General features: G+C 68.4%; 25 protein-coding genes. 20 read left to right on the top strand and 5 right to left on the bottom strand.

The annotated features are described in order from the left end of the window. Together MHX64_RS02360 and eccD are read right to left on the bottom strand one after the other, a co-directional pair. The gene (locus MHX64_RS02360) at nucleotides 1-1,074 is read right to left on the bottom strand and encodes a S8 family serine peptidase (RefSeq protein WP_239357217.1); all 1,074 of its coding nucleotides are present in this window, start codon (nucleotides 1,072-1,074) and stop codon (nucleotides 1-3) included. Nucleotide 1,075: 1 nt separating this feature from the next. Beyond that, nucleotides 1,076-2,395 carry a type VII secretion integral membrane protein EccD gene (gene eccD, locus MHX64_RS02355; protein ID WP_239357215.1) on the bottom strand — a complete coding sequence of 440 codons (1,320 nt, stop codon included), beginning with the start codon at nucleotides 2,393-2,395 and terminating at the stop codon, nucleotides 1,076-1,078. Between the two features lie 129 nt (nucleotides 2,396-2,524). Between eccD and eccCb the strand changes: the two genes are divergently transcribed. The 6 genes from eccCb (at nucleotide 2,525) to rpsI (ending at nucleotide 8,847) form a co-directional block, all read left to right on the top strand. Continuing rightward, nucleotides 2,525-5,953, top strand: a complete 3,429-nt coding sequence (eccCb, locus tag MHX64_RS02350; protein WP_239357213.1) for a type VII secretion protein EccCb — start codon at nucleotides 2,525-2,527, stop codon at nucleotides 5,951-5,953. Further along, a complete protein-coding gene (locus MHX64_RS02345) occupies nucleotides 5,950-6,849 on the top strand; it encodes a type VII secretion-associated protein (RefSeq protein WP_239357211.1) in 900 nt (299 codons plus the stop codon). Before eccCb ends, MHX64_RS02345 begins: the two co-directional genes overlap by 4 nt. Before the next feature lie 103 nt (nucleotides 6,850-6,952). Then, the gene (locus MHX64_RS02340; RefSeq protein WP_181889836.1) at nucleotides 6,953-7,264 is read left to right on the top strand and encodes a WXG100 family type VII secretion target; all 312 of its coding nucleotides are present in this window, start codon (nucleotides 6,953-6,955) and stop codon (nucleotides 7,262-7,264) included. 10 nt (nucleotides 7,265-7,274) lie between these two features. Then, a complete protein-coding gene (locus tag MHX64_RS02335; protein ID WP_070474959.1) occupies nucleotides 7,275-7,559 on the top strand; it encodes a WXG100 family type VII secretion target in 285 nt (94 codons plus the stop codon). Between the two features lie 296 nt (nucleotides 7,560-7,855). Beyond that, nucleotides 7,856-8,299 (top strand): 50S ribosomal protein L13, encoded by a 444-nt coding sequence (rplM, locus tag MHX64_RS02330; protein ID WP_034997310.1) that lies wholly within the window; start codon nucleotides 7,856-7,858, stop codon nucleotides 8,297-8,299. Further along, a complete protein-coding gene (gene rpsI / locus MHX64_RS02325; RefSeq protein ID WP_236883584.1) occupies nucleotides 8,299-8,847 on the top strand; it encodes a 30S ribosomal protein S9 in 549 nt (182 codons plus the stop codon). The genes rplM and rpsI overlap by 1 nt, the downstream gene beginning before the upstream one ends. A gap of 58 nt (nucleotides 8,848-8,905) precedes the next feature. Here rpsI and MHX64_RS02320 read toward each other — a convergent pair whose 3' ends face one another. Continuing rightward, the gene (locus MHX64_RS02320; RefSeq protein ID WP_239357209.1) at nucleotides 8,906-9,979 is read right to left on the bottom strand and encodes an HNH endonuclease signature motif containing protein; all 1,074 of its coding nucleotides are present in this window, start codon (nucleotides 9,977-9,979) and stop codon (nucleotides 8,906-8,908) included. 154 nt (nucleotides 9,980-10,133) lie between these two features. On the opposite strand from MHX64_RS02320, the gene glmM reads away from it, so the two are divergent. The 4 genes from glmM to MHX64_RS02300 all read left to right on the top strand — a co-directional run bounded on the left by glmM (nucleotide 10,134) and on the right by MHX64_RS02300 (nucleotide 13,290). Further along, a complete protein-coding gene (gene glmM, locus MHX64_RS02315) occupies nucleotides 10,134-11,477 on the top strand; it encodes a phosphoglucosamine mutase (RefSeq protein WP_181889838.1) in 1,344 nt (447 codons plus the stop codon). A 108-nt stretch (nucleotides 11,478-11,585) separates the two neighbouring features. Further along, nucleotides 11,586-11,912 carry a hypothetical protein gene (locus MHX64_RS02310; protein WP_239357207.1) on the top strand — a complete coding sequence of 109 codons (327 nt, stop codon included), beginning with the start codon at nucleotides 11,586-11,588 and terminating at the stop codon, nucleotides 11,910-11,912. Then, nucleotides 11,909-13,018: a hypothetical protein gene (locus MHX64_RS02305; protein WP_239357205.1), complete on the top strand. Its 1,110-nt coding sequence runs from the start codon at nucleotides 11,909-11,911 to the stop codon at nucleotides 13,016-13,018. The genes MHX64_RS02310 and MHX64_RS02305 overlap by 4 nt, the downstream gene beginning before the upstream one ends. Nucleotides 13,019-13,020: 2 nt before the next feature. Beyond that, nucleotides 13,021-13,290, top strand: coding sequence for a hypothetical protein (locus MHX64_RS02300; protein WP_070473335.1), 270 nt, complete (start codon nucleotides 13,021-13,023; stop codon nucleotides 13,288-13,290). An 18-nt stretch (nucleotides 13,291-13,308) separates the two neighbouring features. Here the strand turns inward: MHX64_RS02300 and MHX64_RS02295 are convergent, their stop codons facing one another. Continuing rightward, on the bottom strand, nucleotides 13,309-14,163 hold the full coding sequence (locus MHX64_RS02295) for a dienelactone hydrolase family protein (RefSeq protein WP_239357204.1): 855 nt from the start codon (nucleotides 14,161-14,163) through the stop codon (nucleotides 13,309-13,311). 69 nt (nucleotides 14,164-14,232) lie between these two features. Here MHX64_RS02295 and MHX64_RS02290 point away from each other — a divergent pair, with 69 nt between their 5' ends. From MHX64_RS02290 to groL, 10 genes are all read left to right on the top strand, one after another. Beyond that, on the top strand, nucleotides 14,233-14,883 hold the full coding sequence (locus tag MHX64_RS02290; RefSeq protein ID WP_239307034.1) for a GAP family protein: 651 nt from the start codon (nucleotides 14,233-14,235) through the stop codon (nucleotides 14,881-14,883). A 7-nt stretch (nucleotides 14,884-14,890) separates the two neighbouring features. Beyond that, the gene (gene alr / locus MHX64_RS02285) at nucleotides 14,891-15,958 is read left to right on the top strand and encodes an alanine racemase (RefSeq protein WP_239357203.1); all 1,068 of its coding nucleotides are present in this window, start codon (nucleotides 14,891-14,893) and stop codon (nucleotides 15,956-15,958) included. After that, nucleotides 15,959-16,426: a tRNA (adenosine(37)-N6)-threonylcarbamoyltransferase complex ATPase subunit type 1 TsaE gene (gene tsaE / locus MHX64_RS02280; protein WP_239357202.1), complete on the top strand. Its 468-nt coding sequence runs from the start codon at nucleotides 15,959-15,961 to the stop codon at nucleotides 16,424-16,426. A gap of 10 nt (nucleotides 16,427-16,436) precedes the next feature. After that, the gene (locus MHX64_RS02275; protein ID WP_239357201.1) at nucleotides 16,437-16,940 is read left to right on the top strand and encodes a hypothetical protein; all 504 of its coding nucleotides are present in this window, start codon (nucleotides 16,437-16,439) and stop codon (nucleotides 16,938-16,940) included. Then, on the top strand, nucleotides 16,940-17,572 hold the full coding sequence (gene tsaB / locus MHX64_RS02270; RefSeq protein ID WP_239357199.1) for a tRNA (adenosine(37)-N6)-threonylcarbamoyltransferase complex dimerization subunit type 1 TsaB: 633 nt from the start codon (nucleotides 16,940-16,942) through the stop codon (nucleotides 17,570-17,572). Before MHX64_RS02275 ends, tsaB begins: the two co-directional genes overlap by 1 nt. Further along, the gene (gene rimI, locus MHX64_RS02265) at nucleotides 17,569-18,045 is read left to right on the top strand and encodes a ribosomal protein S18-alanine N-acetyltransferase (RefSeq protein WP_239357197.1); all 477 of its coding nucleotides are present in this window, start codon (nucleotides 17,569-17,571) and stop codon (nucleotides 18,043-18,045) included. The genes tsaB and rimI overlap by 4 nt, the downstream gene beginning before the upstream one ends. Continuing rightward, nucleotides 18,042-19,091, top strand: coding sequence for a tRNA (adenosine(37)-N6)-threonylcarbamoyltransferase complex transferase subunit TsaD (gene tsaD, locus MHX64_RS02260; protein WP_239357195.1), 1,050 nt, complete (start codon nucleotides 18,042-18,044; stop codon nucleotides 19,089-19,091). Before rimI ends, tsaD begins: the two co-directional genes overlap by 4 nt. A gap of 65 nt (nucleotides 19,092-19,156) precedes the next feature. Beyond that, the gene (locus MHX64_RS02255; protein ID WP_181889849.1) at nucleotides 19,157-19,618 is read left to right on the top strand and encodes a hypothetical protein; all 462 of its coding nucleotides are present in this window, start codon (nucleotides 19,157-19,159) and stop codon (nucleotides 19,616-19,618) included. Between the two features lie 155 nt (nucleotides 19,619-19,773). Further along, nucleotides 19,774-20,073 (top strand): co-chaperone GroES, encoded by a 300-nt coding sequence (groES, locus tag MHX64_RS02250; RefSeq protein ID WP_181191491.1) that lies wholly within the window; start codon nucleotides 19,774-19,776, stop codon nucleotides 20,071-20,073. Between the two features lie 5 nt (nucleotides 20,074-20,078). Continuing rightward, nucleotides 20,079-21,686 (top strand): chaperonin GroEL, encoded by a 1,608-nt coding sequence (gene groL, locus MHX64_RS02245; RefSeq protein ID WP_239357193.1) that lies wholly within the window; start codon nucleotides 20,079-20,081, stop codon nucleotides 21,684-21,686. 70 nt (nucleotides 21,687-21,756) lie between these two features. Here groL and MHX64_RS02240 read toward each other — a convergent pair whose 3' ends face one another. Then, complete coding sequence (locus MHX64_RS02240) at nucleotides 21,757-22,068, bottom strand: WhiB family transcriptional regulator (RefSeq protein ID WP_070473359.1); 312 nt, start codon at nucleotides 22,066-22,068, stop codon at nucleotides 21,757-21,759. Between the last annotated feature and the right edge of the window lie 235 nt (nucleotides 22,069-22,303).

Here is a 22,303-nt window from a genome sequence, read left to right as displayed (position 1 = left end):
CTAGAGCTGCCGGGCGCGCAGCGCGACCACCAGCGCGGCCAGCGCGAGCGCCGCGCCGGCGAGCGCGCCGAGCCTGCCCACGGCCGGGTTGGGCCGCGGGTCCACGGGTCTCACCTGCGCGGTCGGGCGGTCCGCCAGCTCGTGCGGCGTCAGTTGGGTCAGTGCTGCTAGCGGGTCGATGGCGCCGCCGCCGGGTTGGGCGGAGGCGTCGAGAAGCGAGCGCACATGCTCCGGGGCGATGCCGGGGTAGCGCGACTGCAACAGCGCCACCGTGCCGCTGACCACCGGGGTGGCGAAGCTCGTGCCCGCGTACGGGTGCACGCCGTTGTTGACCAACGTGCCTTCCGCCCACCCGCCCGGGGCGAGCGCGGCCGGCGCATGCCCCGGCGCGGAGAGTGCGGCGGGCAGGGAGTAGTCGGCGATGGTGTGGTCGTCGGCGCGCGCGGCGACCGCCAGCACGGTGGGGAAGCGGGCGGGGAAGACCTCGAAGCCGGGTTCGCAGTCCGGCCCGGCGTTGCCCGCGGCGGCGACGACCACCGCGCCTTGCGCCTCTGCGCGGTGGAGGGCGGCGGCGATGCCGGAGGTGTCGATGCGCGAGGCGAACCCGGGCTCCAGGCAGGACACGACGGAGATGTTGAGCACGCTCGCGCCTTCGTCGAGGGCGTTGTGGATCGCGTCGGTGAGCGTTTGCAGGTTGCCGGCGTCGACGTCGCGGTAGTGCGCCGAGGTCTGGCGGATCGAGATGATTTCCGCGTCCGGGGCGATGCCGAGGGTGTGCCCGGCGATGATCCCGGCGACTGCGGTGCCGTGGTTGTCGCAGTCGTGCAGCGCGTCCGCGGCCACGAAGTCGCGGCCCGGTCGCAGGTGGGTGATCTCGGGGTGCGGGGCGACGCCGGTGTCGATCACCGCCACGCGCACCCCGGCGCCGGTGGCGAACTTCCGCAGCGCCTCGGTTGCGGGTGAAGCAGCAGGCTTTGCGACGATCGCCGGCACCGCGCACGCCACATCCTGGGCTTGGGCAGGCGCAGGCGTGAGGCTGAGCGCGAGCAGGGCAGAGGCGGCGAACTTGCGCATGTTAGAGCCCCCGGATCATGTCGAACAGCCCGGTCAAGTGCACCGCCAGCGGGATCACGGCGATGGTGGCGGCGATCTCGGCGCGCTCGAACCACACGATGGTGGTCGGCTCCACGTCCGGCACCCGCGGCGCCCACGCGACCGTCGCCGCGGCAGCCAATGCCGCGAGCGCCGCGACGGCGATGCACGCCGGGTGCCCGGTCTTTGCCGCGGCGGCCGCGGCGGCGACCACGGCGGAAAGCGCCACCGCGGTCAGGCACGCCCGCGGCACGGACCAGTGCTGGCGCGAGGCGTAGACCACCAGCGCGCCAGCCACGCACAGGCAGAACACGAACACCCACGCCCCGCCGGCCCGGCCCAGCCAGAAAAGCGCCGGCACGCAGCACGCGGCGATCGCCGCCGAGATGGCGGAGGCGATGGTGGACGCGGCGGCGCTGCGGGCGTCCACGTCGTGCTGGTAGTCGTCGGAGCGGTCAAACTCCTCGCCGGCGGTTGGCACCCGCGGCACCGTCAGCCCCGCCGCGCGCGTGGCCGTGCCGGGCGTGGCCATCACCCCGAGTACCCCGGTGAGCACCGTCAGCGCCGGTGGGGCGAGCGGGCCGGGCAGCCACACGCCGGCCGCCCCGGCGCCGCCGAGCACGCAGACCGCGGCGGTAAACGCCACCTGTCCCGCCCCGGCCAGACCCAGCGCCACGCCGATCCCGACGGCCACCGCCGCCGCGAGCAAGCCCGCCAACGCTCCGAGGCCGAGCGAGGCAGCATCAGCACCGACGTCGCCGTCGCCACCTCCCGCAACCCACGCGCCCGCGGCGAGCCCCGCCAGCAGCGGCACGGCGGCGAACGCCGGGCGCGACCTGCCTATCGACGCCACCGCCAACGCCAACAGCGCCACCGCCCCCAACGCCACCGGCCACGAGGCGTTTACCCGCGCCAGCAGCAGCGCCGCCGCGAGGCCCGCGAACGTCGCCGCCGCGTCGAGGCCGCGCACCTGCCGCGCCGACTCGGCCGCCCCGGCAAGGGCGTCGGCCGCGTCGCGCACGACCGGCGGGGGCGCGGGCTCTTGGGGGCGGAGGGCGACGGTGGCGCCGTCGTGAAGCTTGAGCGCATAGAGCGGGGTGTGCATATCCAGCACCGCCCCGCCTGCGGTTGTGGCTTGCCACGGGCGGTGCACCTCCGGCAGCTCCACCAGGCGCGCGAGCTCCGGCAGCACCTCCGAAAGCGTCGACGACGTCGGCAGCGTGACGTCGATGTCGCGGTGGAACGCGACAACCGAAATGCGGACAGTGACGCGCACGACGTGGTGCGCAGACGTTGCAACCAACTTTCAAAACCCCCGAAATATCAGGCGCGGCCCCCATTCGCCGCGCGACGGGAAACAGTATGGCTTACAATCCACAGCGCGTCCACAGTTCGGGGGAACTGTGAGAAAACACGAGGGGGGAAATCCACGATGCTTGGCCTCGACTACGACCAAGTGCTCGCACCAACAACCGGCACCAACGATGCGGCGATCGACGTCGCGCCGCCGCCGACCGGAAACTTGCGCGCCGAGCCCGTGCCCGCGGCGCAAAAGCCGCAGTCGCCGCCGGTGATGAAGATCCTGCTGCCGGTGGTGATGGTGGTGGCAGTCGGCGCGGTGATGGTGCTCATGGCCACCTCCGGGCGCGCCGTGAGCCCCATGATGCTGATCTTCCCGTTGATGATGCTCTTCGGGCTGGTGGGCATGTTCAACCCGCAGGAAAAGCAGGGCGACATCGACGAGACCCGGCGCGTCTACCTGCGCCACCTCGACGCGCTGGCGAACAAGGCGCGCGCAAACGCCGCGACCCAGCGCACGCACGCCGCCACGCTGCACCCCGCGCCGGGCGAGCTGGTGGCCGCGGTGCCGGTGGAGCGCGTCTGGGAGCGCGCAGGTGCCCCGACGGTGCGCCTGGGCACCGGCGCGGGCGCGCTGTGCACCCCGGTGGACGTGGACGATCCGGGCAGCCCCGAGGACTTGGACCCGGTGTGCGCGGTGAGCCTGCGCCGCACCGTCGCGGCGGTGAGCACGGTGCTGGGCATGCCGATCATGGTGCAGCTCGACGCGTTTCCCGCCATCACGCTCGCAGGTCCTACGGCGGCCGACGTGGCGCGCTCCATCGTGTGCCAGCTAGCGTTTTTCTACGGCCCGGAAAAAGTCCGCATCGACGCGCCGTTTGCCTGGGCGAAGTGGCTGCCGCACACGCGCTCCGAGGGGGCGTTTCGCATTGCACTTATCGACGGCCACGCCTCGCCCGCACCCACCGACGCCGACCTGGTGGTGACCATCCACGACGACCCGGACTTCTTCGTCGACCCGGACGCGTTCCACCTGATCTGCACCGACGTGCTCGAGGCCGCCACGGCCCAGGGGATTGAGCAGCTGGGCGTGCCGGATCGGTTCACGGACGCGGAGGCGGAGTTCGTCGCAAGGCACTTAGGCTTCTACCGCCGCCCCGACGGCGCGGTGGAGGCCGGCGGGGATTTCCTGTCCATGCTGGGTGTGCCGGACGTCGATGCGCTGGACGCGCACACGATGTGGCCGGGGGTGCGCAACAAGCTCACCGTGCCGATTGGAGCGACCCCCGACGGCCAGCCGGTGTACCTGGACTTGAAAGAGGCGGCGCTCGGCGGGATGGGCCCGCACGGGCTGTGCATCGGGGCGACCGGGTCCGGCAAGTCGGAGCTATTGCGGACCCTGGTGGTGGCGCTGGCGGCGACGCACTCGCCCGACGAGCTGAACTTCGTGCTGGTGGACTTCAAAGGCGGCGCGACGTTTTTGGGCTGCGAGTCGCTGCCGCACACCGCCGCGGTGATCACCAACCTCGAGGACGAGGCGGTGCTGGTGGAGCGCATGTATGATGCCATCTCCGGCGAGATGCACCGCCGCCAGGAACTGCTGCGGGCCGCCGGCAACTTCGCAAACATCACGGACTACACCAAGGCGGGCAACACGTTGCCGTCGCTGGTCATCGTGGTCGACGAGTTCACCGAGCTGCTCACCCAGCACCCGCACTTCGCGGACCTGTTCGTGGCGGTGGGCAGGCTCGGCCGCTCACTCGGCGTGCACCTGCTGCTCGCCTCGCAGCGGCTGGAGGAGGGTAAGCTGCGCGGGCTGGATTCGCACCTGTCCTACCGCATCGGCCTCAAGACGTTTTCCGCCGGCGAGTCCCGCCAAGTCCTCGGCGTGCCGGACGCCTACGAGCTGCCCGGCGAGCCCGGCTCCGGCTACCTCAAAGCCGGCATGGACCTGACCCGCTTCCGGGCGGCGTACGTCTCCGGCCCGCTGACCCGCACCGTGGTGGAACACCCCGGCGAGCAGCACGTGCGGCTGTTCACCGGCGACGAGATCGAGCTCGCGCCCACCGCCTACGTGGAGGAGGACCGCTCCACCACGCTGTTGGACGCGGTGGTGGCGAAGGCTGCGCAGGTCGCCGACGCCCGCGGCATGCGCGCGCATCAGGTGTGGCTGCCGCCGCTGCCGGATCGCATCCCGCTGGCGCAGCTGGCGCACACGGACGGGGCGCTCGGGCTTATCGACGAGCCCTACAAGCAGCGCCAAACCCCATTCCACCTGGACCTGAATGCTGCCGGCGGGCACGTCGCCATCGCGGGCGGGCCGCAGACGGGCAAGACGATGGCGGTGCGCAGCATCGTCGCCACGCACATGCGCGCAGGATTGGCCGTCTACATCATCGGCGACCTGCCGGAGCTCGAGGCGCTGCCGCACGTCGCCGGCGTGGCCAGCATGAAAGACACCGAGCGCACCCGCCGCATCATCGACGAGGTCACCGGGTTCCTGGACCAACCTCGTCCCGTGATGCTGGTCGTCGACGGATGGCACGCGCTCGACGAGGACCTGCGCGAACCGCTCGCCCGCATCGCCTCCGAAGGCCCCGACGCCGGCATCCACCTCGTGGCGACCACCCAGCGCTGGAGCGCGATCCGCCCGAACGTGCGCGACCTCATCGGCACCCGCCTCGAGCTGAGGCTGACCGAACCGATGGACTCCGTGATCAACCGCAAACACCAGGAAAAACTGCCCGCCACACCCGGCCGCGGCCTGACCCCGGACGGCAAAACCGTCCAGCTCGCCTTCACCAGCGGCGAGGACATCGCCCACCTCGCCACCTCCGACCAGGCGCCGGTGGAGCGGCTGCGGGTGCTGCCGGAGCGCGTGGATACGCACTCGCTTCTCGACGGCCAAAGGATCCCCCTCGGCATCGGCGGCCCCACCCTCGAGCCCGTGTACTCGTCCGGGCACGTCCTGGTCATCGGCGCCGGAGGCTGCGGTAAATCCACCTTCATCGCCAGCACCATCACCGCGGTGGAGCACATGGGCCGCGAAGCCGCTCGCATGGTGGTGCTCGACCCCAGGCGCGCGCACCTGGGCCGGGCCAGCGAGGAGATGGTCGCCGCCTACGCCGCCTCCACCAGCGCGATCACGCAGGCCGCTAAATCGCTCGCCGTCACGCTCACCGAGCGCCTGCCCGGGGCCGATGTGACACCCGAGCATCTGCGCGAGCGCTCCTGGTGGACCGGGCCCGAGCTGTACCTGATCATCGACGACTACGAACTCGTCGGCGAAGAACCCTTACGCCCAATCGCGGAACTGTTGCCGCACGCGCGTGACATCGGCCTGCACGTCGTGGCCGCCCGCAAATTCGGCGGCGTTTCGCGCGCGCTGTTCGGGCCGTTCCTCACCGCCGTAAAAGACCTGCACCCCGACGTGCTGCTCATGGACGGCACCCGCGACGAAGGCGCCATCTTCGGCGTGCGACCCAGCCCGCAACAACCCGGCCGCGCCACCTGGATCAACGGGGAAGCGCGCGGCACCGTCCAACTCCCGGAGGCACAATGACCGAGCTGCGCATCACCGCCACCGACGCATCCACCGTGATCACCGGTGCGGCCAACATCCACCGCTTCGACGCACCCACCAGCCGCGAAATCGCCGGCACCGTCCGCAGCGTGTTAGGCCCCGAGCCGCACGGCGCGCCGGTGCACATCGCCGCCGACCCGCAACGCCTGCGCGAACTCACCCACGCGCTCGCCGACTACGACATCGACCTGACCACCGAACCCCTCGAACCCGCCGCGCCCCCGCCCGACGACGCGCCCGAAGCCTTCCACCGGCCACCGCCGCCCGAGCAGGAGTCGCGCTCCGGCACGTGGATCATCGTCGGCGTCGTCGCCGCGGTTGCGCTGGCCTGCGCCGGCGTGATCTGGGGTCTGACCAGCGGGGGAGCGCAGTCGCAGGCTCCTGCGCAGGAGGAAACGGAGCAGCCGCAACCGCAAGCTCCTTCGCAGTCTCCGTCTCCTGTGCGGGAGGAGGAACGGGCGGAGCAGACGTCGATAAGCATTGAGCGCGAGGGCCTCACCGTCCAACTCCCCGCAGGCTTCAACCTCGAAGCCGACGACGGCATGTGGCGCGCCACAGGCGACGACCCCAACTTCCGCCTGCAGATGGCCGTCGAGCACCTCTACCAGCTGCCCGCGCGCACCATGGCCGAACAACTGCTCGCCGACATCGAAGCCGACCCGGAAGTCGAACTCGTCGACACCGACGGTATCGCCGTGACCTACCTCGAGCGCGCCGGCGACGGCTCGCAATCGCTGTGGAAGACCTGGCCCAACGGGACGGTGCAGCTGTTCGTGGGGTGCCACACGCGCGCCGAACCCACCGTCGTGCAACGCGCCACCTGCCGCATGGCCATGGAAACCGCTGAATATAAGGGGGCTGACGTGGGGCCATAAAAAAGTTTTGCGACCGATGGAACCGAAAGGGCCAAACGTCAGTCAGATATACGGACAGCACAGACGTTGTCCGTCCCAACACACAACGAGGGGGAAAGAAACCATGGAGCAGTTCGCAACCGAAGCCGAGGTCATGCGCGCCGCTGCAGACCGCACCGACGACACCAACGCCGACGTCAACCGCGAAATCGACCGCGTCCAGCAAGTCGCCGAAGCCACCCGCGGCTACTGGGTGGGCAACGCACAGCGCAGCTTCGACGACCTGATGATCAGGTACGACGACGCCCAAAGGCGATTGTCTGAAGCGCTGAGCGCGATCGCCGTGAACATCCGCGACAACGCCAAGAACTACGAAACCACCGACGCCACCAACACCGACAGCCTCCGCCAGATCGCCGGCGGACTCGCACTGTAAAGGGGAAACAATGCAGATCAAGTACGACTTCGCGCAGATCGCCGGCGCCGCAGAGGACATGCGCGCCTCCGCCTCCCGCATCAACGGCGACCTGGCCGAACTCAAGCAAATGCTCCAGCCCATGGCCCAGACCTGGGAAGGCACCGCAGCCGCGGCCTACCAGGCACACCAGGCCAAGTGGGACCAGGCGGCAGCGGATCTCAACCAGATCCTCAACCAGATCGCCAACACCGTTGAAGACGGCAACACCACCATGCTCGCCGTCAACAACGCAGCCGCAAACAGCTGGGGCTAAACAACAAGACTTGCGTCGCGGGCCGTGACGGGGCCGTTTTCATCGGGGGACGGGCTCGGCTTCGGACCGGACCGCGGCGCAACCACACGGGGGATACGGGGGACGTGCCGCCGCAGGTGATGGGGGAATCACCTGCGGCGGCGCTTTTTTGTTTTCGGGGGCGCGTGCCGTAGGGTGTTATCCCTGTGTGTCCCGCCGGATGCGCTTTTCGGGTCTCCACCGGCCGCCGTAAAGCACAAAGGGGCAGACGAAGAATTTGGCCGGCAGCCATCTAGACAGACTTTAAGGAGTCATGCATGTCTACTTACCACCCGAAGAGCGGTGACATCACCCGTAAGTGGTACGTCATCGACGCAACCGACGTGGTGCTGGGCAAGCTTGCTTCCACCGTCGCAGACATCCTGCGCGGTAAGCACAAGCCGCAGTACGCACCGAACGTCGACACCGGCGACCACGTCATCGTGATCAACGCCGACAAGATCCACATCTCCTCCAACAAGCGCGAGCGCGAGATGCGTTACCGCCACTCCGGCTACCCGGGTGGTCTGAAGTCCATGACCCTGGGCCGCGCGCTGGACGAGCGTCCGGATCGCGTGATCGAGGAAGCTGTCAAGGGCATGATGCCGCACAACAAGCTTTCCCGTCAGTCCATCAAGAAGCTGCACGTCTTCGTCGGTGCCGAGCACCCGTACGCTGGCCAGCAGCCGGAAACCTACGAGTTTAAGCAGGTGGCACAGTAATGACCGAGCCGAACAACTTCGAAAACACCGCCGCTGAGGACCTGGGCACCGACGTCGATGCCGCAACCGCCGCGACCGAGGAGTTCAACTACACCATCGGCGACGCCATCGCCCCCGAGGCTGAGGCAACCGAGGAGACCGTCGAGGTCGCTCCGCTGCACGAGGGTCCGATCCAGACCGTTGGCCGCCGTAAGCGCGCCATCGCCCGCGTGACCGTCGTCGAGGGCGAGGGCAAGATCACCGTCAACGGCCGCGAGTTCGAGGACTACTTCCCGAACAAGCTGCACCAGCAGGACATTCTCACCCCGCTGACCCTGCTCGAGCGCGAGGGCCAGTTCGACATCAAGGCCAACATCTCCGGTGGCGGCCCGACCGGCCAGTCCGGTGCTCTGCGCCTGGCTATCGCCCGTGCGCTGAACATCTACAACCCGGCTGAGCGCCCGACCCTGAAGAAGGCCGGCCTGCTCACCCGTGACGCCCGTGCCGTGGAGCGCAAGAAGGCAGGTCTGCACAAGGCCCGTCGCGCACCGCAGTACTCCAAGCGTTAATCGCTTTTCGCGCGCGAGATTCGCCGTCGTCCTTGTTGGGCGGCGGCGTTTCGCGTTGCTAGGTGCTTTGTGGTCCGAAGAGTTGGTCGAGTGCTCCGCGATCGGTGTTTTTGATCTGGAAACCGCGGGGTGAGACCCACCAGGGCGCGCCCCGGATCATGGTGATGTGTCCGCGGGATTTACGCCAGGGGTCGTCGTCGTTGACCCGGTTGTGGTAGCGGCACAGCGGCACGAGGTTGTCAATGTTGGTGTAGCCGCCGTGTTTCCACGCATCGACGTGGTGGATCTCGGAGCCCAACGCCCCGTGCCGGCAGCCTGGGAACGCGCACACGGGTGAGACCATGCAGGCGAGGTCGCGTTGTTTCTGGTTGGCGAAACGCTCGGTGTCGTACAGGTTCACCGCCCCTTCTTCCGGGTGGAACGCTGCGACCTCCAACACCTCGCCGAACTCTTGCTGCATGTACTCCGCCCCGGTCATGGTGGTGCCGTCAGTCAAGGTGAGGATGACGTCGTCGCCCTCGCCGGCCATAATCCGTGCGTGCTCCGAAATCGGCACCATCACAATGGGCCTGGGTGCCGCGGCGACGACCCCGCCGGTTTTGCCTTCGACGATGCGCCAGAACGCCTCCTCCATCTGGGGTGCTGCCGGCAGTGTGGCGTCGATGCCTTGTTTCAGGCGGTGCTCGAGGTCTGCGGCTTTGCGGTCGGTGGTTTCGATGGTGATGCGTGCTCGGCCGTTCTTCGGCGCGGAGAAGGCGACCTGCTTTTTCTTCGGGGCATTGTCCTCGCGTGGCACCAGCTCTCGTGCGGCGCGTTCGATCGCGCGGTACCCGCCTTGAACGTCCAACAAGGCCAGGCGCAGCCGCCACCGCTCGCCGATATCCTTCACACCGCTAACGCGGCGTTCGATCAGCGCGAGCTCGTCCAGGGAGAACCCGTGGGCTTTCTGTACTGCCAAGGCTTGCTTGCGGGTGAACTTGGTGGGCCCGTAGTACACCTTCTGCATTGCGTCCCACGCGCGTGCCCGATCCGGCGCCATGCCAGCCGAAAGCGCGACCGGCAGGTCGAAGTGCCGCAGCGTCTCCATGGATGCTGCGGCCATCGCCTGAATGAATGCGTCGAACGGGTTCATGCCACGAACACTAAAACAATCGCAACCCCGCCCCGCCCGGCCCTGTAGAATTTGTGTCATCACCCCTGTGGATAACTACCAAACCCGCAGGTTAAATTGTGTGGAAGTTGGGGTGGCGGAGCGATCGTCGATAGGCAAGTGCATAATTGTGCGCATGACTCGATTGTTCGGAACTGACGGTGTCCGCGGCCTGGCTAACGAGGCCCTCACCGCATCGCTTGCCCTCAAGCTCGGCGCCGCGGCCGCGACCGTGCTGACCAAGGACCGCGGCTCTGAGAAGCGCCGCCCGATCGCGCTGATCGGCCGGGACCCGCGCGTCTCCGGCGAGATGCTGGCTGCCGCGATGGCGGCCGGTATGGCGTCGAAAGGCGTGGACGTGCTGCGCGTCGGCGTCATCCCCACCCCGGGCCTGGCGTTTCTCACCGACGACTACGGTGCCGACATCGGTGTGATGATCTCCGCGTCCCACAACCCGATGCCGGACAACGGCATCAAGTTCTTCGCCGCCGGCGGCAAGAAGCTGCCGGACGACATCGAGGACGAGATCGAGCGCGCCATGGCCGTGCTGGAGGAAACGGGCCCGACCGGCACCGCCATCGGGCGCGTGATCGAGGAGGCGCCGGACGCGCAGGAGCGCTACCTCGCTCACCTCAAGGAGGCTGTCACCGAGCCGCTGAGCGGCATCAAGGTCGTGGTGGACTGCGCCAACGGCGCCGCCTCCGAGGTCGCCCCGAAGGCCTACGCCGCCGCCGGTGCCGAGGTCACCGCCATCCACAACACCCCGAACGCGTACAACATCAACGACGGCTCCGGCTCTACTCACATGGACCAGATCCAGGCGGCTGTGGTCGAGCACGGCGCGGACCTGGGCTTGGCGCACGACGGCGACGCCGACCGCTGCCTGGCCGTGGACGCGCAGGGCAACGTCGTCGACGGCGACCAGATCATGGCCATCCTCGCCACCGGCATGAAGGAGTCCAACAGCCTGAAGGACAACACGCTGGTCGCCACGGTGATGAGCAACCTGGGCCTGAAGCTGGCCATGCAGCGCGAGGGCATCGAAGTGCGCGAAACGAAGGTGGGCGACCGCTACGTGCTCGAGGAGCTCGGACGCGGCGATTTCTCGCTGGGCGGCGAGCAGTCTGGCCACATCGTGGTCCCGGCGCATGCCACGACTGGTGACGGCGTCCTGTCCGGCCTCATGCTCATGCAGCGCATGGCGGAGACCGGCAAGACGCTCGCCGAGCTGGCGGAGGTGATGACGGTACTGCCGCAGACGCTGATCAACGTGCCGGTGTCCAACAAGGCGCTGATCTTGGAGGACCAGTCCGTCAAGGACGCCATCGCCGAAGCGGAGGCTGAGCTGGGCGAAGCCGGCCGCGTGCTGCTGCGCCCGTCAGGTACCGAGGAGCTGTTCCGCGTCATGGTCGAGGCCGCTGAGGAGGAGCAGGCGCGCAAGGTTGCCGGTCGCCTCGCGGCGGTCGTCGCCGCGGTGTAGGTTTAACCGCGGAAAAAGTTTTTTGCCCCGGCAGGGAACCGCCGGGGCGTTGGGGGAGTCTAACTAAAAGTAAGACAGTTCAACTGCGAGCCTTTCGGGGGTGGGCATATGACACATGTTGGGGCACTCGACATCGATATCGATGCGGTGCGCACGAAGTACACAGAGGCTATCGACGCGTACCGCGACGCCGCGTGCGAGCTCGACGCCGGGCGGCCGGTGGTTGCCGCGTCAGCGTTCGGCGCGGGTTTCGCGCGGGAGGGCCAGCGCATCGTGGATGCGCTGGAGGCGTTGCATGCCACGTCGCAACGCTTCCTTGCGGCGCGCGGGGAGAATTGGGGGCAGGTGCTTTCGCTTAGCGACGCCACCGTCGCCGCCGACCAGCTCTCTTCCGAGTATTTGGCATCGATCGCGGGCGGGGTGGATAACGCATGATGGCCGCGGTGAAAGACGACGTCCAGTCGCTGGTGCGCGCGGTCGATGTCGCGCCGGAGGTGGGGCCGGCGCAGCGCGCCGTGGTCCACGGCTTGGCCGGCGAATTGTTGGAGCAGGTCGCGCAGACCGACGGGCTCGACTTGAGCGCGTTTCTCGCCGCGGGCCTGAAGTTGTCCGCGGGCGGGAAGCGCCCGGACACGCCGGCGCGGACGTGTTCGTGCGACGAGAGCGCCTGGTTCGACGAGGTGGGCATCCGCGAGCGCGAGCGTTGCGACGAAGCACGCGAAACCGAGCATTTCGACCGCGCGAAAGCCGCAGGCGAGTCGATCGGGCAGTGCGGGGAGGCGATCAAGACGATCGTGGACACCGCGGAATCGGCGGTGCGCGCCCTGCTGGAGCCGGCGCGGCGCATGCTGGACATCGTGCTGAACTGCGGGATTGGGCAGCTGATCCAGCCGGCGGTGGAGATGGTCATCGAGGCGCTGCGCAGCGCGCGCGAGACCGCCAGCGACCGCAACGGCGTGATCAAGGAGTGCCTGGGGGAGGTTGCCACGCGCGTCGACACCGCGGCCGTCGAGCAGCCTGCCCCGCCGGTGCAGTTCGGGGAGAAGGGGCATTCGCCTTGCGACGTCACGACGCGCCCCGCCGCCGCCACCAGCGCTTCCGACGTATCTGCCGATTCAGGCGCCCGCTTGGGGCTGGATCTGAAGTTGGATCTGACGTTGGACGCGAAACTGGAGGCGACGCTCGGCATCGAGGAGACGGCGCTGGAGGACTGCCCGACGGAGCCTGCGGCTCAACCCGAGTGCGAACCGGAACCAGAACCAGAACCGGAGTGCGAACCGGAACCCGAGCCGGAGCCGGAATGTGAACCGGAACCGGAGCCGCCGCCACCGCCGCCTCCCGCACCGGCACCCGCGGATGACGGGGTGATCGCCCCGCCGCCGGAGCTGTCGCAGGTGGAGGAGCCGGCGCCGCCGCCGAAGAAGCTGGAGAATCTGGAAACGCAGCCGGCGCAGGCGGGAGATGCCGGCACCGAAACCGGCGCCGATGCCGGTGGGGCGGAAGCTGATCCGTGGGCAATGAAGAAGGCAGGGGAGTGGTAGCGATGGATTTCGAGCAGTTTGTGGCCCAGTACCAAAAACGCACCGCGAAGCGCATGGCGGACTTCGAGGCGTTGATGAAGGAAACGCAGCAGAAGATGGAGATGACCGCCAAGCATCACGCACGGGCCCGGGAGACGATGCCGCGGCAGCCGGTGACGGTGCCTCGTGGGGACTACAGCATGCCGCGGAGTCGTCGTAACGCTTCGCAAAAGCAGCAGATCCAGGCGGTGCTGCGCGCGATTGGCCCGAACGGCGAAAACCCCGTCGTGTAAGCACGACGGGGAAGGTGACTAGAACAGGGAGAAGCGGGCGTTGTCGCGCGCCAGGCCGGCGGCCTTGGACAGCTTCTCGCCGGTCAGGGACTCCACGCCGGAGCCTTCCGCGTCCGGTTCGGAGTAGGAGCCGTAGGCCTTGTCCTCGTCGAGCTGGTGCAGCAGGTAGCCCACGAGCAGGCCGCGGACGGTTTCCTGCAGCCCGCGGTCGGACTTGCCCACACCGAGGATGCGCTTGACCAGGTTGTCCTCGGAGAAGGACTGCTGGTCGCCCTTCTTCGGCGCGCGGTAGACCACTTCGCCGGCCCAGTTGTAGGCCAGCTTGGCGGGGTTGCCGGGGTCGAACAGCGAGTCGCCGTCTTCGCCGGGGCCGACGACCATGCCGGGGACGAATAGGTTGCGCGCCGCCTCGACTGCGGACGGCGCCACGTTGGCCGGGTACACCGCCGCCACGGCCTTCGCCTTCGGATTGTCCACCGCGGCGAGCACGGCCGCGCCGCCGCCCATGCCGTGGCCGACGATGCCGAGCTTGCCGGGCGAGATGGAGATGTTGCCGTTGCCCAGGCGCACGCCGCCGAGGATCTGCATGGCGGTCTCCAGGTCGGCGGCGAGGCCGACGTGGTCGGGCTTGAAGCCGGTTTCGGTGTCCGGCGCGGCCACGGCGATGCCCCAGCTGGCCAGGTGGCGCAGGGTGTCCTCGTAGGCGGCGACATCCTTGAGCCAGTCGTGGCCGAACGCCACGCCGGGCAGGTTCTTGCCTTCGGCGGGGGTGTAGACCTTGCCGGGCAGGCCGGTGTAGCCCAGGTCGCCTTCCAGGACGCGGTGCGGGCCGCGCTTGGACAGGTCGGAGAGTTTCTTCAGCTTCGCAGACACGCGGGCAATCCTACTGCATACCTGTCTCCGCTAGGGTAAGTCCGACAAACCCCACAGACAGGAGGTCGGATGCTCGGTGCGTTGCAGCTGGCGTTCATTGATTCGGTGAATCTGCTCCTCATCGGCGTCATCGTCGCGGTCGGCATTGCTGCACGGAGCAACTACGCCAAGACCACCGCGCTGCTGATCGCGGGCGATTGGTGCGGCGTGGCTGGCTTGGCGCTGATCATGCTGGTGATTTTCGACGGCCTGGGCCCAGTGGTGCAGCGCTTCGTCGAAGGCCCGGTGTTCGGCATTTTGCTCATCGCCACCGGCGTCCTCACCGCCGTCCTCGCGGTGCGCGGCGGCGACAACCAGGCGCTGGTGCAAAAGATCATGCGCCCGCTGCACACCCCCGGCCCGGCCACCGTGGGAACCGGCGTGGTGCTCGGCCTGATCCAGTCGGCGACCTCATTGCCGTTTTACGGCGGGCTGGCGCTGCTGTCGGCGGCCGGCGTCGACGCGCAGGTGCGCTACGCCGCGATCCCGCTGTACGCCACGGTGGCGCTGTCGCTGCCCACGTTGGCGGCCTTGGCCGTCGGCTGGGTGCGCGCGAAGCCGGACAGCGCCGCCGCGCGCGGCTTCGACTGGGCGCGCGCCCACCCCGACCAGGTCACGGCGGCGGCGACGTGGTCGGTGGCGGTGCTGCTCATCGTTTTGGGCGTGACCCACGTGGTGTAATAGGCCCGTGCTGACAACAACGATCGATCTGGACGCTATCGCGCACAACACCCGCCGCCTGCGCGAGCAAACGACCGCGGAGCTGATGTGCGTGGTCAAGGCGGACGCCTACAACCACGGCGTTAAGCGCTGCGTGCCGGTGATGGAGGCGAACGGCGCGGACGCGTTCGGCGTGGCCACGTTCGCGGAGGCGCGCCGGGTGCGCGAGCTGACCACTAAGCCGGTGCTGGCGTGGCTGTGGGATCCGCATGAGGAGCTCCCGGATGGCGTCGATGTCGCGGCCCCGTCGATGACGCATTTGCATTCGCTTATCGACGCACCAACGGCGCCCACCGTCTACCTCAAAGTGGACACGGGCATGCACCGCTCCGGCATCGACGAGGTCCGCTGGCAGGAGGCCTTCGAGGTCGCCCTGGACGCGCAGCGCGAAGGCAAGCTCGAGGTGGCGGGGCTGATGACGCACTTCAGCTGCGCCGACGACCCTGCGGACCCGTACACGGACCAGCAAGCGGCCGCGTTTCGCCGCGCGATCGCCCAGGCCCGCCAGGTGGGCCTTGAGGTGCCGCGCAACCACGCGGCGAACTCGCCGGCGACGTGGACCCGCCCGGACCTGCACTTCGACATGGTCCGGCCGGGTTTGAGCCTGTACGGCCTGGAGCCGGTCGACGGCCTCGACCACGGACTGAAACCGGCGATGACCTGGTCGGCGCCGGTGGTGACGGTGAAACCGATGTGCAAAGGCGAGGCCACCAGCTACGCCCGGACCTGGGAAGCGCCGGCGGACGGGTTCACGGCCGTGATCCCCGCGGGCTACGCGGACGGGGTGCAGCGCTCCTGGCAAGGCGCCGTGGAGGTCGACATCGCGGGCCGGACCTACCAGCAGGTGGGCCGGGTGTCCATGGACCAGATTGTGGTCTGGCTCGGCGACAACGAAGCGGACGTCACAGCGGGCGATGAGGCCGTCATCTTCGGCGACGCCACCGCGCTGGCCAAGCGCGCCGGCACCATCAACTACGAGGTGGTCTGTGCTCCGCGCGGGCGCACCACCCGCACCTACATCGGGGAGGGCAAGTAGATGAAGACCACGTTTCCGGCGCAGGGCGAGCGGCTCTGCGAGAGCGCTCAAGATACGCAAACGCTTGGCGAAGCACTGGGGCAGGCCCTCGAGGCGGGCGACCTCGTGGTGCTCGACGGCCCGCTCGGCGCGGGCAAGACCACCTTCACACAGGGCATCGCGAGGGGCATGGGGGTCAAGGGCCGGGTGACGAGCCCGACGTTCGTGATTGCGCGGGAGCACTCGTCGATAGGCAATGGCCCCTCGCTCGTGCACGTGGACGCCTACCGGCTCGGCGACGACCCGCTGGGCGAGCTCGACGCCCTCGACTTAGACAGCGCCCTCGAAGATGCCGTGGTGGTGGCCGAGTGGGGCGGCGGACTGGTGGAGCAACTCGCGCAGCGCCACGTGCACGTCACGCTGGATCGGCGCACGCACGCCGACACAGAAGCCCGCATCATCTCCTGGCGCGTCGAAGACGGGATGTAGGCTTACACGCATGCTCAACCTCACTAGCCAGTCCCGCCGCTGGATCGTGCTCGCAGCTGTGCTGTGGCTCGTGATTTTGGCGGGGATCATCTTCATCCCGCAGTCCCGTTCCACCGAGGTCGCCCAGGTCGCGCCCACGAACTCGCTGACGCGCTCGCTGCAGCAGACCCGCCCGGGCGGCGACGCCGTGTCTGCGCAGCTGGTGGACCCGGCGCGCATCTACGACGCGGAGCGCTATCTCGGCTATACAACGCTGTGCCCGGGCGAGCCGCAGGAGCTGGTGGACGCCAAGCTTGAGGCCTTCGGCATCAGCGCCGACGACCTGGACCTCGGCGGCGACCTCGGCTACGTCCTGCTCATCCCGGGCGGCGAGGGCGAGGCTCCCATGGTGGACCCGGTGGAGCTGAACAAGGTGGACATCTGCACCGTGCCGCAGTCCGAGTCCTTCCCGCTCAACACCGCGATGCCGTTCCACATGAACCAGGGCCGCTGGACCCTCGGGTTGGGCCAGTAATGCTCGTTCTCGCCCTGGACACCGCCACGACTGACCTGGTCGCAGGCATCGTGGACGGGGACCGTGTGCTCGCGGAGACGGCCGTTGCCACCCGCGCGCACAACGAGACGCTTATGCCGGAGATCACCCGGCTGCTGGATCAGACGGGGATCGAGTTCGCGGACCTGGGCGCGGTCGTGGTCGGCTGCGGCCCGGGGCCGTTTACCGGCCTGCGCGTCGGCATGTCCACCGCGTCGGCGCTGGGGCAGGCGCTTGCCATTCCGGTGCACGGGGTGTGCACGCATGACGCGGTCGCCGCGTCGCTTGGCGGTGAGGCGCTGGTGGTCACCGACGCGCGCCGCCGCGAAGTGTACTGGGCGCGCTACTCCGGCGGCAAGCGCGTCGCCGGCCCTAACGTGTGCAAGCCGGCGGACCTGACCTCACCCGCGGTGGATGTGGTCAGCGTGCCGTCGTCGCTCGCGGAGCTTTTGCCTATCGACGCCCAAAGGGTGACCTACCACCCCCCAACACCTGCCGGCCTCGTCGCAGTCGCCGACCTGGACGCGCCGCCGGAGCCGCTGGTGCCGCTGTATCTGCGTCGGCCAGATGCGGTGCCGCCGAAGCAGGCCCCGAAGTCGCCGGCGCTGCCATGAGCGTGGCCTTCCGCGAGCTGGGCGTCGCGGACGCCCCGGCGGCCGCCGCCATCGAGGCGGTGCTCTTCGCTGGCGACAGCCCGTGGTCCGAGGCGGCGTACCGCTCCGAGATCGCCGCGCGCCACACCTTCTACCTGGGCGCCTTCGACGGCGATGAGCTGGTCGGCTTTGCGGGCCTGGCCATGCTCGGGCCGAAAGACGACCCGGAGTTTGAGATCCACACCATCGGCGTCGAACCCTCCCGGCAGGGCGAGGGCCTGGGCCGGGCGCTGATGGACCAGATGATGCACACTGTGGACCTTTTGGACGGGCCGTGCTTTTTGGAGGTGCGGGTGGACAACACGCCCGCGATCCGGCTGTACGAAAGCTTCGGGTTTTTCACCGCGGGCGTGCGCAAGAATTACTATCAGGCCTCCGGCATGGACGCGTACACCATGACGCGGCCGAAAAAGAGCGAAAGGCGAGACCAGTGATTGTGTTGGGCATCGAGTCCTCGTGCGACGAAACCGGCGTGGGCATTATCGAGCTGCGTGAAGACGGCACGATGGACATCCTCGCCGACGTGGTCGCCTCCTCGATGGAGCAGCACGCCCGCTTCGGCGGGGTCGTGCCCGAGATCGCCTCGCGCGCGCACCTGGAGGCCATGCCGCAGGTGATGGAGAAGGCGCTGGCGGACGCGGGCATCGACAAGCCGGACGCGGTCGCCGCCACTGTGGGCCCGGGCCTGGCCGGCGCGCTGCTGGTCGGCGCGTCCGCGGCCAAGGCATACGCGGCGGCGTGGGGCGTGCCGTTTTACGGCGTGAACCACCTAGGCGGGCACGTCGCGGTAGCGAACCTGGACGGCGAGTCGCTGCCGCACGCGGTCGCGCTGCTGGTCTCCGGAGGGCACACGCAGCTGCTCGAGGTTGAGGCCGTGGGCAAGCCGATGCGGGAGTTGGGCACCACGCTCGACGACGCCGCCGGCGAGGCCTACGACAAAGTCGCCCGCCTGCTGGGCTTGGGCTACCCCGGCGGCCCGGTGGTGGACAAGCTCGCGGCCGAAGGCGACCCGGAGGCAGTGAAGTTCCCGCGGGCGCTCTCGCGCGCCGAGGACCTGCGCGGCGAGCACCGCTACAACTTCTCCTTCTCGGGCCTGAAAACCGCGGTGGCCCGCCACGTCGAGGCCGCCGAGCGCGACGGCCGCGTGATCTCGCTGGAGGACGTCTGCGCGTCCTTCCAGGAGGCAGTCTGCGACGTACTCACCGCGAAAGCCGTCATGGCCTGCCAGGACACCGGCGCGAACACGCTGCTGCTCGGCGGCGGCGTGGCCGCCAACCGCAGGCTTCGCGAACTTGCGCAGCAGCGCTGCGACGCGGCCGGTATTGAGCTGCGCGTGCCGCGGTTCAACCTGTGCACGGACAACGGGGTGATGATCGCGGCGTTGGCCGCGCAGCTCATCCACGAAGGCGCTGCGCCGTCTGGGCTGGGCGTGGGCACGGACACGTCGCTGGAGGTCGAGGTCCCGCTCGTGTCGTCGTAAAGCGGAAAGTGCTGGCTGCGGATACGCTTGGTGCCTGCACGTCTTGTTCGACGAAAGGAATACCCGTGTCCGCTGAAACTACCGAGCAATTCGACCAGGGCCAGGCCGACCGCGAGCGGTTCGGGTTTTTGGTCAACCCGGATCTGACCTACCGTCGCATCGTGTTCGACGAGGACACCGCGCGCGAGACCCTCGGCGGCATCACCGGCGAAGCCGTCGATGTCGCCTTCGACCAGGAAGGCAACCGCTTCCACGCGATCTTCCGTCCGGACGCGGCCCAGCTGGGCCAGGAGCCGAACCCGGTGGCGTCGCTGGCGCGCAACACCGCGGAGACGGACAACCCGGAGTTCCTCACCGACCCCACCCGCGCTATCTCCGGCCCGGTGATTTTCACGGCGCGCGACGGGGAGAGCGTGGACGAGCGCACCATCGGCAAGGTGCTGCAGGCCATCCGCGCGGTGGAGAACTACCGCACGGACAACGCCGAAGAGTACGAGCTTTGGCGAAACGCGGTGCTCAACCGCTAAATCGCGCTAACACACAGCCTGTGGTTGTTGGCTGGCACTCTCGGGGGTAGAGTGCCAAAGCAGGTTGTGTGAAGCACAGTTGTTCACCCGCGACGACGGCTGCGCCTCTTCAGACCTGAACTGTTGAATCATTCACCAATGAAAGGTTGCTGATCATGGCAAACGTCAACATCAAGCCGCTGGAGGACAAGGTCCTCGTCCAGATCGCCGAGGCTGAGACCACCACCGCGTCCGGCCTGGTTATCCCGGATTCCGCCGCGGAGAAGCCGCAGGAAGCCGTCGTCATCGCTGTCGGCCCGGGCCGCCTGGACGACAACGGCAACCGCATCGCCGTGGACGTCAAGGAGGGCGACACCGTCGTCTTCTCCAAGTACGGTGGCACCGAGCTGAAGTACGGCGGCGAGGAGTACCTGCTGCTGTCCGCGCGTGACCTGCTGGCCGTCGTCGAGAAGTAAGCGCCATGGCAAAACTCATCGCATTTGATCAGGAGGCCCGCGAGGGCATCCAGCGCGGCGTGGACACGCTCGCCGACGCGGTGAAGGTCACCCTCGGCCCCCGCGGCCGCAACGTCGTGCTGTCCAAGTCCTGGGGCGGGCCGACCGTCACCAACGACGGCGTGACCATCGCCCGCGACATCGACCTCGAGGACCCGTTTGAAAACCTCGGTGCGCAGCTGGTGAAGTCCGTCGCAGTCAAGACGAACGACATTGCCGGCGACGGCACCACCACCGCAACGCTTCTGGCTCAGGCGCTCGTCGCCGAGGGCCTGCGCAACGTCGCGGCCGGCGCGAACCCGATCGAGCTGAACAAGGGCATCAAGGCCGCCGCAGACAAGGTCGTCGAGGAGCTCAAGGCCCGCGCGACCGACGTGCAGTCCTCCGCCGAGATCGCGAACGTGGCCACCGTGTCCTCGCGCGACCCGGAGGTCGGCGAGATGGTCGCCGGCGCGATGGACAAGGTGGGCAAGGACGGTGTGCTCACCGTCGAGGAGTCCCAGTCCATCGACTCGTACGTGGACCTCACCGAGGGTATCTCCTTTGACAAGGGCTTCCTCTCGCCGTACTTCATGACGGACCCGGACGCCGGCCAGGCAGTGCTGGAAAACGCCCGCGTGCTGCTGGTGCGCGGCAAGATTTCCTCCCTGCCGGACTTCCTTCCGCTTTTGGAGCAGGCCGCTTCCGAGTCCGTGCCGCTGTTCGTGGTGGCAGAGGACATCGAGGGCGAGGCGCTGCAGGCGCTGGTGGTCAACTCCATCCGCAAGATCCTCAAGGTCGTCGCAGTGAAGTCGCCGTACTTCGGCGAGCGCCGCAAGGCGTTTATGGACGACCTCGCGGTGGTCACCGCCGCGACCGTGATCGACCCGGAGGTCGGCGTCAACCTCAAGGACGCCACCCTGGAGCACTTGGGCTCTGCCCGCCGCGTGACGGTGACCAAGGACGACACCGTCATCGTCGACGGCGCCGGCACCGCTGAGGCAGTGGAGGACCGCCGCAACCAGATCCGCCGCGAGATCGAGTCCACCGACTCGACCTGGGACAAGGAGAAGGCGGAAGAGCGCCTGGCCAAGCTGTCCGGCGGTGTGGCTGTGCTGCGCGTCGGCGCCGCCACCGAGACTGAGCAGAACGAGCGTAAGCTGCGCGTCGAGGACGCCATCAACGCCGCCCGCGCGGCGGCGGACGAGGGCATCATCGCCGGCGGCGGCTCTGCGCTGGTGCAGATTGCCAAGCAGCTCGAGACCTTCGCCGAGGGCTTCGAGGCCGAGCAGAAGACCGGCGTGCTGGCCGTGGCCCGCGCCCTGTCCAAGCCGGCGTTTTGGATCGCCGACAACGCGGGCCTCGACGGCGCCGTTGTGGTGTCCAAGGTCGCCGAGATGCAAAACGGCGAGGGCTTCAACGCCGCCACGCTCGAGTACGGCAACCTCATCGAGCAGGGCATCATCGACCCGGTGAAGGTCACCCACAGCGCGGTGGTCAACGCCGCGTCCGTGGCGCGCATGGTGCTCACCACGGAAGCGTCTGTGGTGACTAAGCCCGCTGAGGAAGACGAGCACGAGGGCCACGCGCACTAGTCGCGCATCGGCCGAAGGTTCGTCGATAAGCAAAAACGCCCCGAAACCGGGGCGTTTTTCGTATTCCGGGCTACTTGGCGGAAGCCGCGGCGACCTTCATGCCGCCGGCGGTGCCGCGCAGGATGGCGGAGCGCTCGGATTCGCTCATGCCGCCCCAGATGCCGTACGGCTCAGCCACACGCAGCGCGTGCTCGCGGCACTGGGAGAGCACCGGGCACTCGAAGCAGATGGCCTTCGCGCGGTTTTCGCGCTGCGTGCGCGCCCGGCCGCGCTCCCCGTCGGGGTGGTAGAAGATCTCGGAGGCCTCCCCCCGGCACTTGCTGTGTAGCTGCCAATCCCAGAAGTCTGCGTTGGGTCCGGGAAGCTGATGCGGCAAAGACATAATCGGGAGTGCTCCTTTGTGGAAGTACCTCAAACGTGTAACCGGCAACGAGTGTGGACTGCTCTGGTTAACGTTTGGTTTCGTCCCGGTTACAGACTGCTGTCGCGCAGTCGAACCGCGCGAAAATACCCCTGTCTTACTGCGTTAACGCACCTGGTTACGGGCAGGTGAATTCCTGGCAAAAGGTCGGTAGCGCAAACAAAATGGCAAGTGCGTCTATTATGTACGGGTTACG

Source organism: Corynebacterium sp. ACRPZ (genome assembly GCF_022346205.1).
Lineage (GTDB): Bacteria > Actinomycetota > Actinomycetes > Mycobacteriales > Mycobacteriaceae > Corynebacterium > Corynebacterium lehmanniae.
The sequence above is the reverse complement of the archived record's forward strand: the minus strand, read 5'-3'. Positions and strand labels throughout refer to the sequence as shown.

Excerpts from the sequence above, each read along its gene's own strand:
- MHX64_RS02360 (WP_239357217.1), bottom strand. The coding sequence starts at position 1,074 with ATGCGCAAGTTCGCCGCCTCTGCCCTGCTCGCGCTCAGCCTCACGCCT.
- eccCb (WP_239357213.1), top strand. The coding sequence starts at position 2,525 with ATGCTTGGCCTCGACTACGACCAAGTGCTCGCACCAACAACCGGCACC.
- MHX64_RS02345 (WP_239357211.1), top strand. The coding sequence starts at position 5,950 with ATGACCGAGCTGCGCATCACCGCCACCGACGCATCCACCGTGATCACC.
- MHX64_RS02340 (WP_181889836.1), top strand. The coding sequence starts at position 6,953 with ATGGAGCAGTTCGCAACCGAAGCCGAGGTCATGCGCGCCGCTGCAGAC.
- MHX64_RS02335 (WP_070474959.1), top strand. The coding sequence starts at position 7,275 with ATGCAGATCAAGTACGACTTCGCGCAGATCGCCGGCGCCGCAGAGGAC.
- rplM (WP_034997310.1), top strand. The coding sequence starts at position 7,856 with ATGTCTACTTACCACCCGAAGAGCGGTGACATCACCCGTAAGTGGTAC.
- rpsI (WP_236883584.1), top strand. The coding sequence starts at position 8,299 with ATGACCGAGCCGAACAACTTCGAAAACACCGCCGCTGAGGACCTGGGC.
- MHX64_RS02320 (WP_239357209.1), bottom strand. The coding sequence starts at position 9,979 with ATGAACCCGTTCGACGCATTCATTCAGGCGATGGCCGCAGCATCCATG.
- glmM (WP_181889838.1), top strand. The coding sequence starts at position 10,134 with ATGACTCGATTGTTCGGAACTGACGGTGTCCGCGGCCTGGCTAACGAG.
- MHX64_RS02310 (WP_239357207.1), top strand. The coding sequence starts at position 11,586 with ATGACACATGTTGGGGCACTCGACATCGATATCGATGCGGTGCGCACG.
- MHX64_RS02305 (WP_239357205.1), top strand. The coding sequence starts at position 11,909 with ATGATGGCCGCGGTGAAAGACGACGTCCAGTCGCTGGTGCGCGCGGTC.
- MHX64_RS02300 (WP_070473335.1), top strand. The coding sequence starts at position 13,021 with ATGGATTTCGAGCAGTTTGTGGCCCAGTACCAAAAACGCACCGCGAAG.
- MHX64_RS02290 (WP_239307034.1), top strand. The coding sequence starts at position 14,233 with ATGCTCGGTGCGTTGCAGCTGGCGTTCATTGATTCGGTGAATCTGCTC.
- tsaE (WP_239357202.1), top strand. The coding sequence starts at position 15,959 with ATGAAGACCACGTTTCCGGCGCAGGGCGAGCGGCTCTGCGAGAGCGCT.
- MHX64_RS02275 (WP_239357201.1), top strand. The coding sequence starts at position 16,437 with ATGCTCAACCTCACTAGCCAGTCCCGCCGCTGGATCGTGCTCGCAGCT.
- tsaB (WP_239357199.1), top strand. The coding sequence starts at position 16,940 with ATGCTCGTTCTCGCCCTGGACACCGCCACGACTGACCTGGTCGCAGGC.
- rimI (WP_239357197.1), top strand. The coding sequence starts at position 17,569 with ATGAGCGTGGCCTTCCGCGAGCTGGGCGTCGCGGACGCCCCGGCGGCC.
- groES (WP_181191491.1), top strand. The coding sequence starts at position 19,774 with ATGGCAAACGTCAACATCAAGCCGCTGGAGGACAAGGTCCTCGTCCAG.
- groL (WP_239357193.1), top strand. The coding sequence starts at position 20,079 with ATGGCAAAACTCATCGCATTTGATCAGGAGGCCCGCGAGGGCATCCAG.
- MHX64_RS02240 (WP_070473359.1), bottom strand. The coding sequence starts at position 22,068 with ATGTCTTTGCCGCATCAGCTTCCCGGACCCAACGCAGACTTCTGGGAT.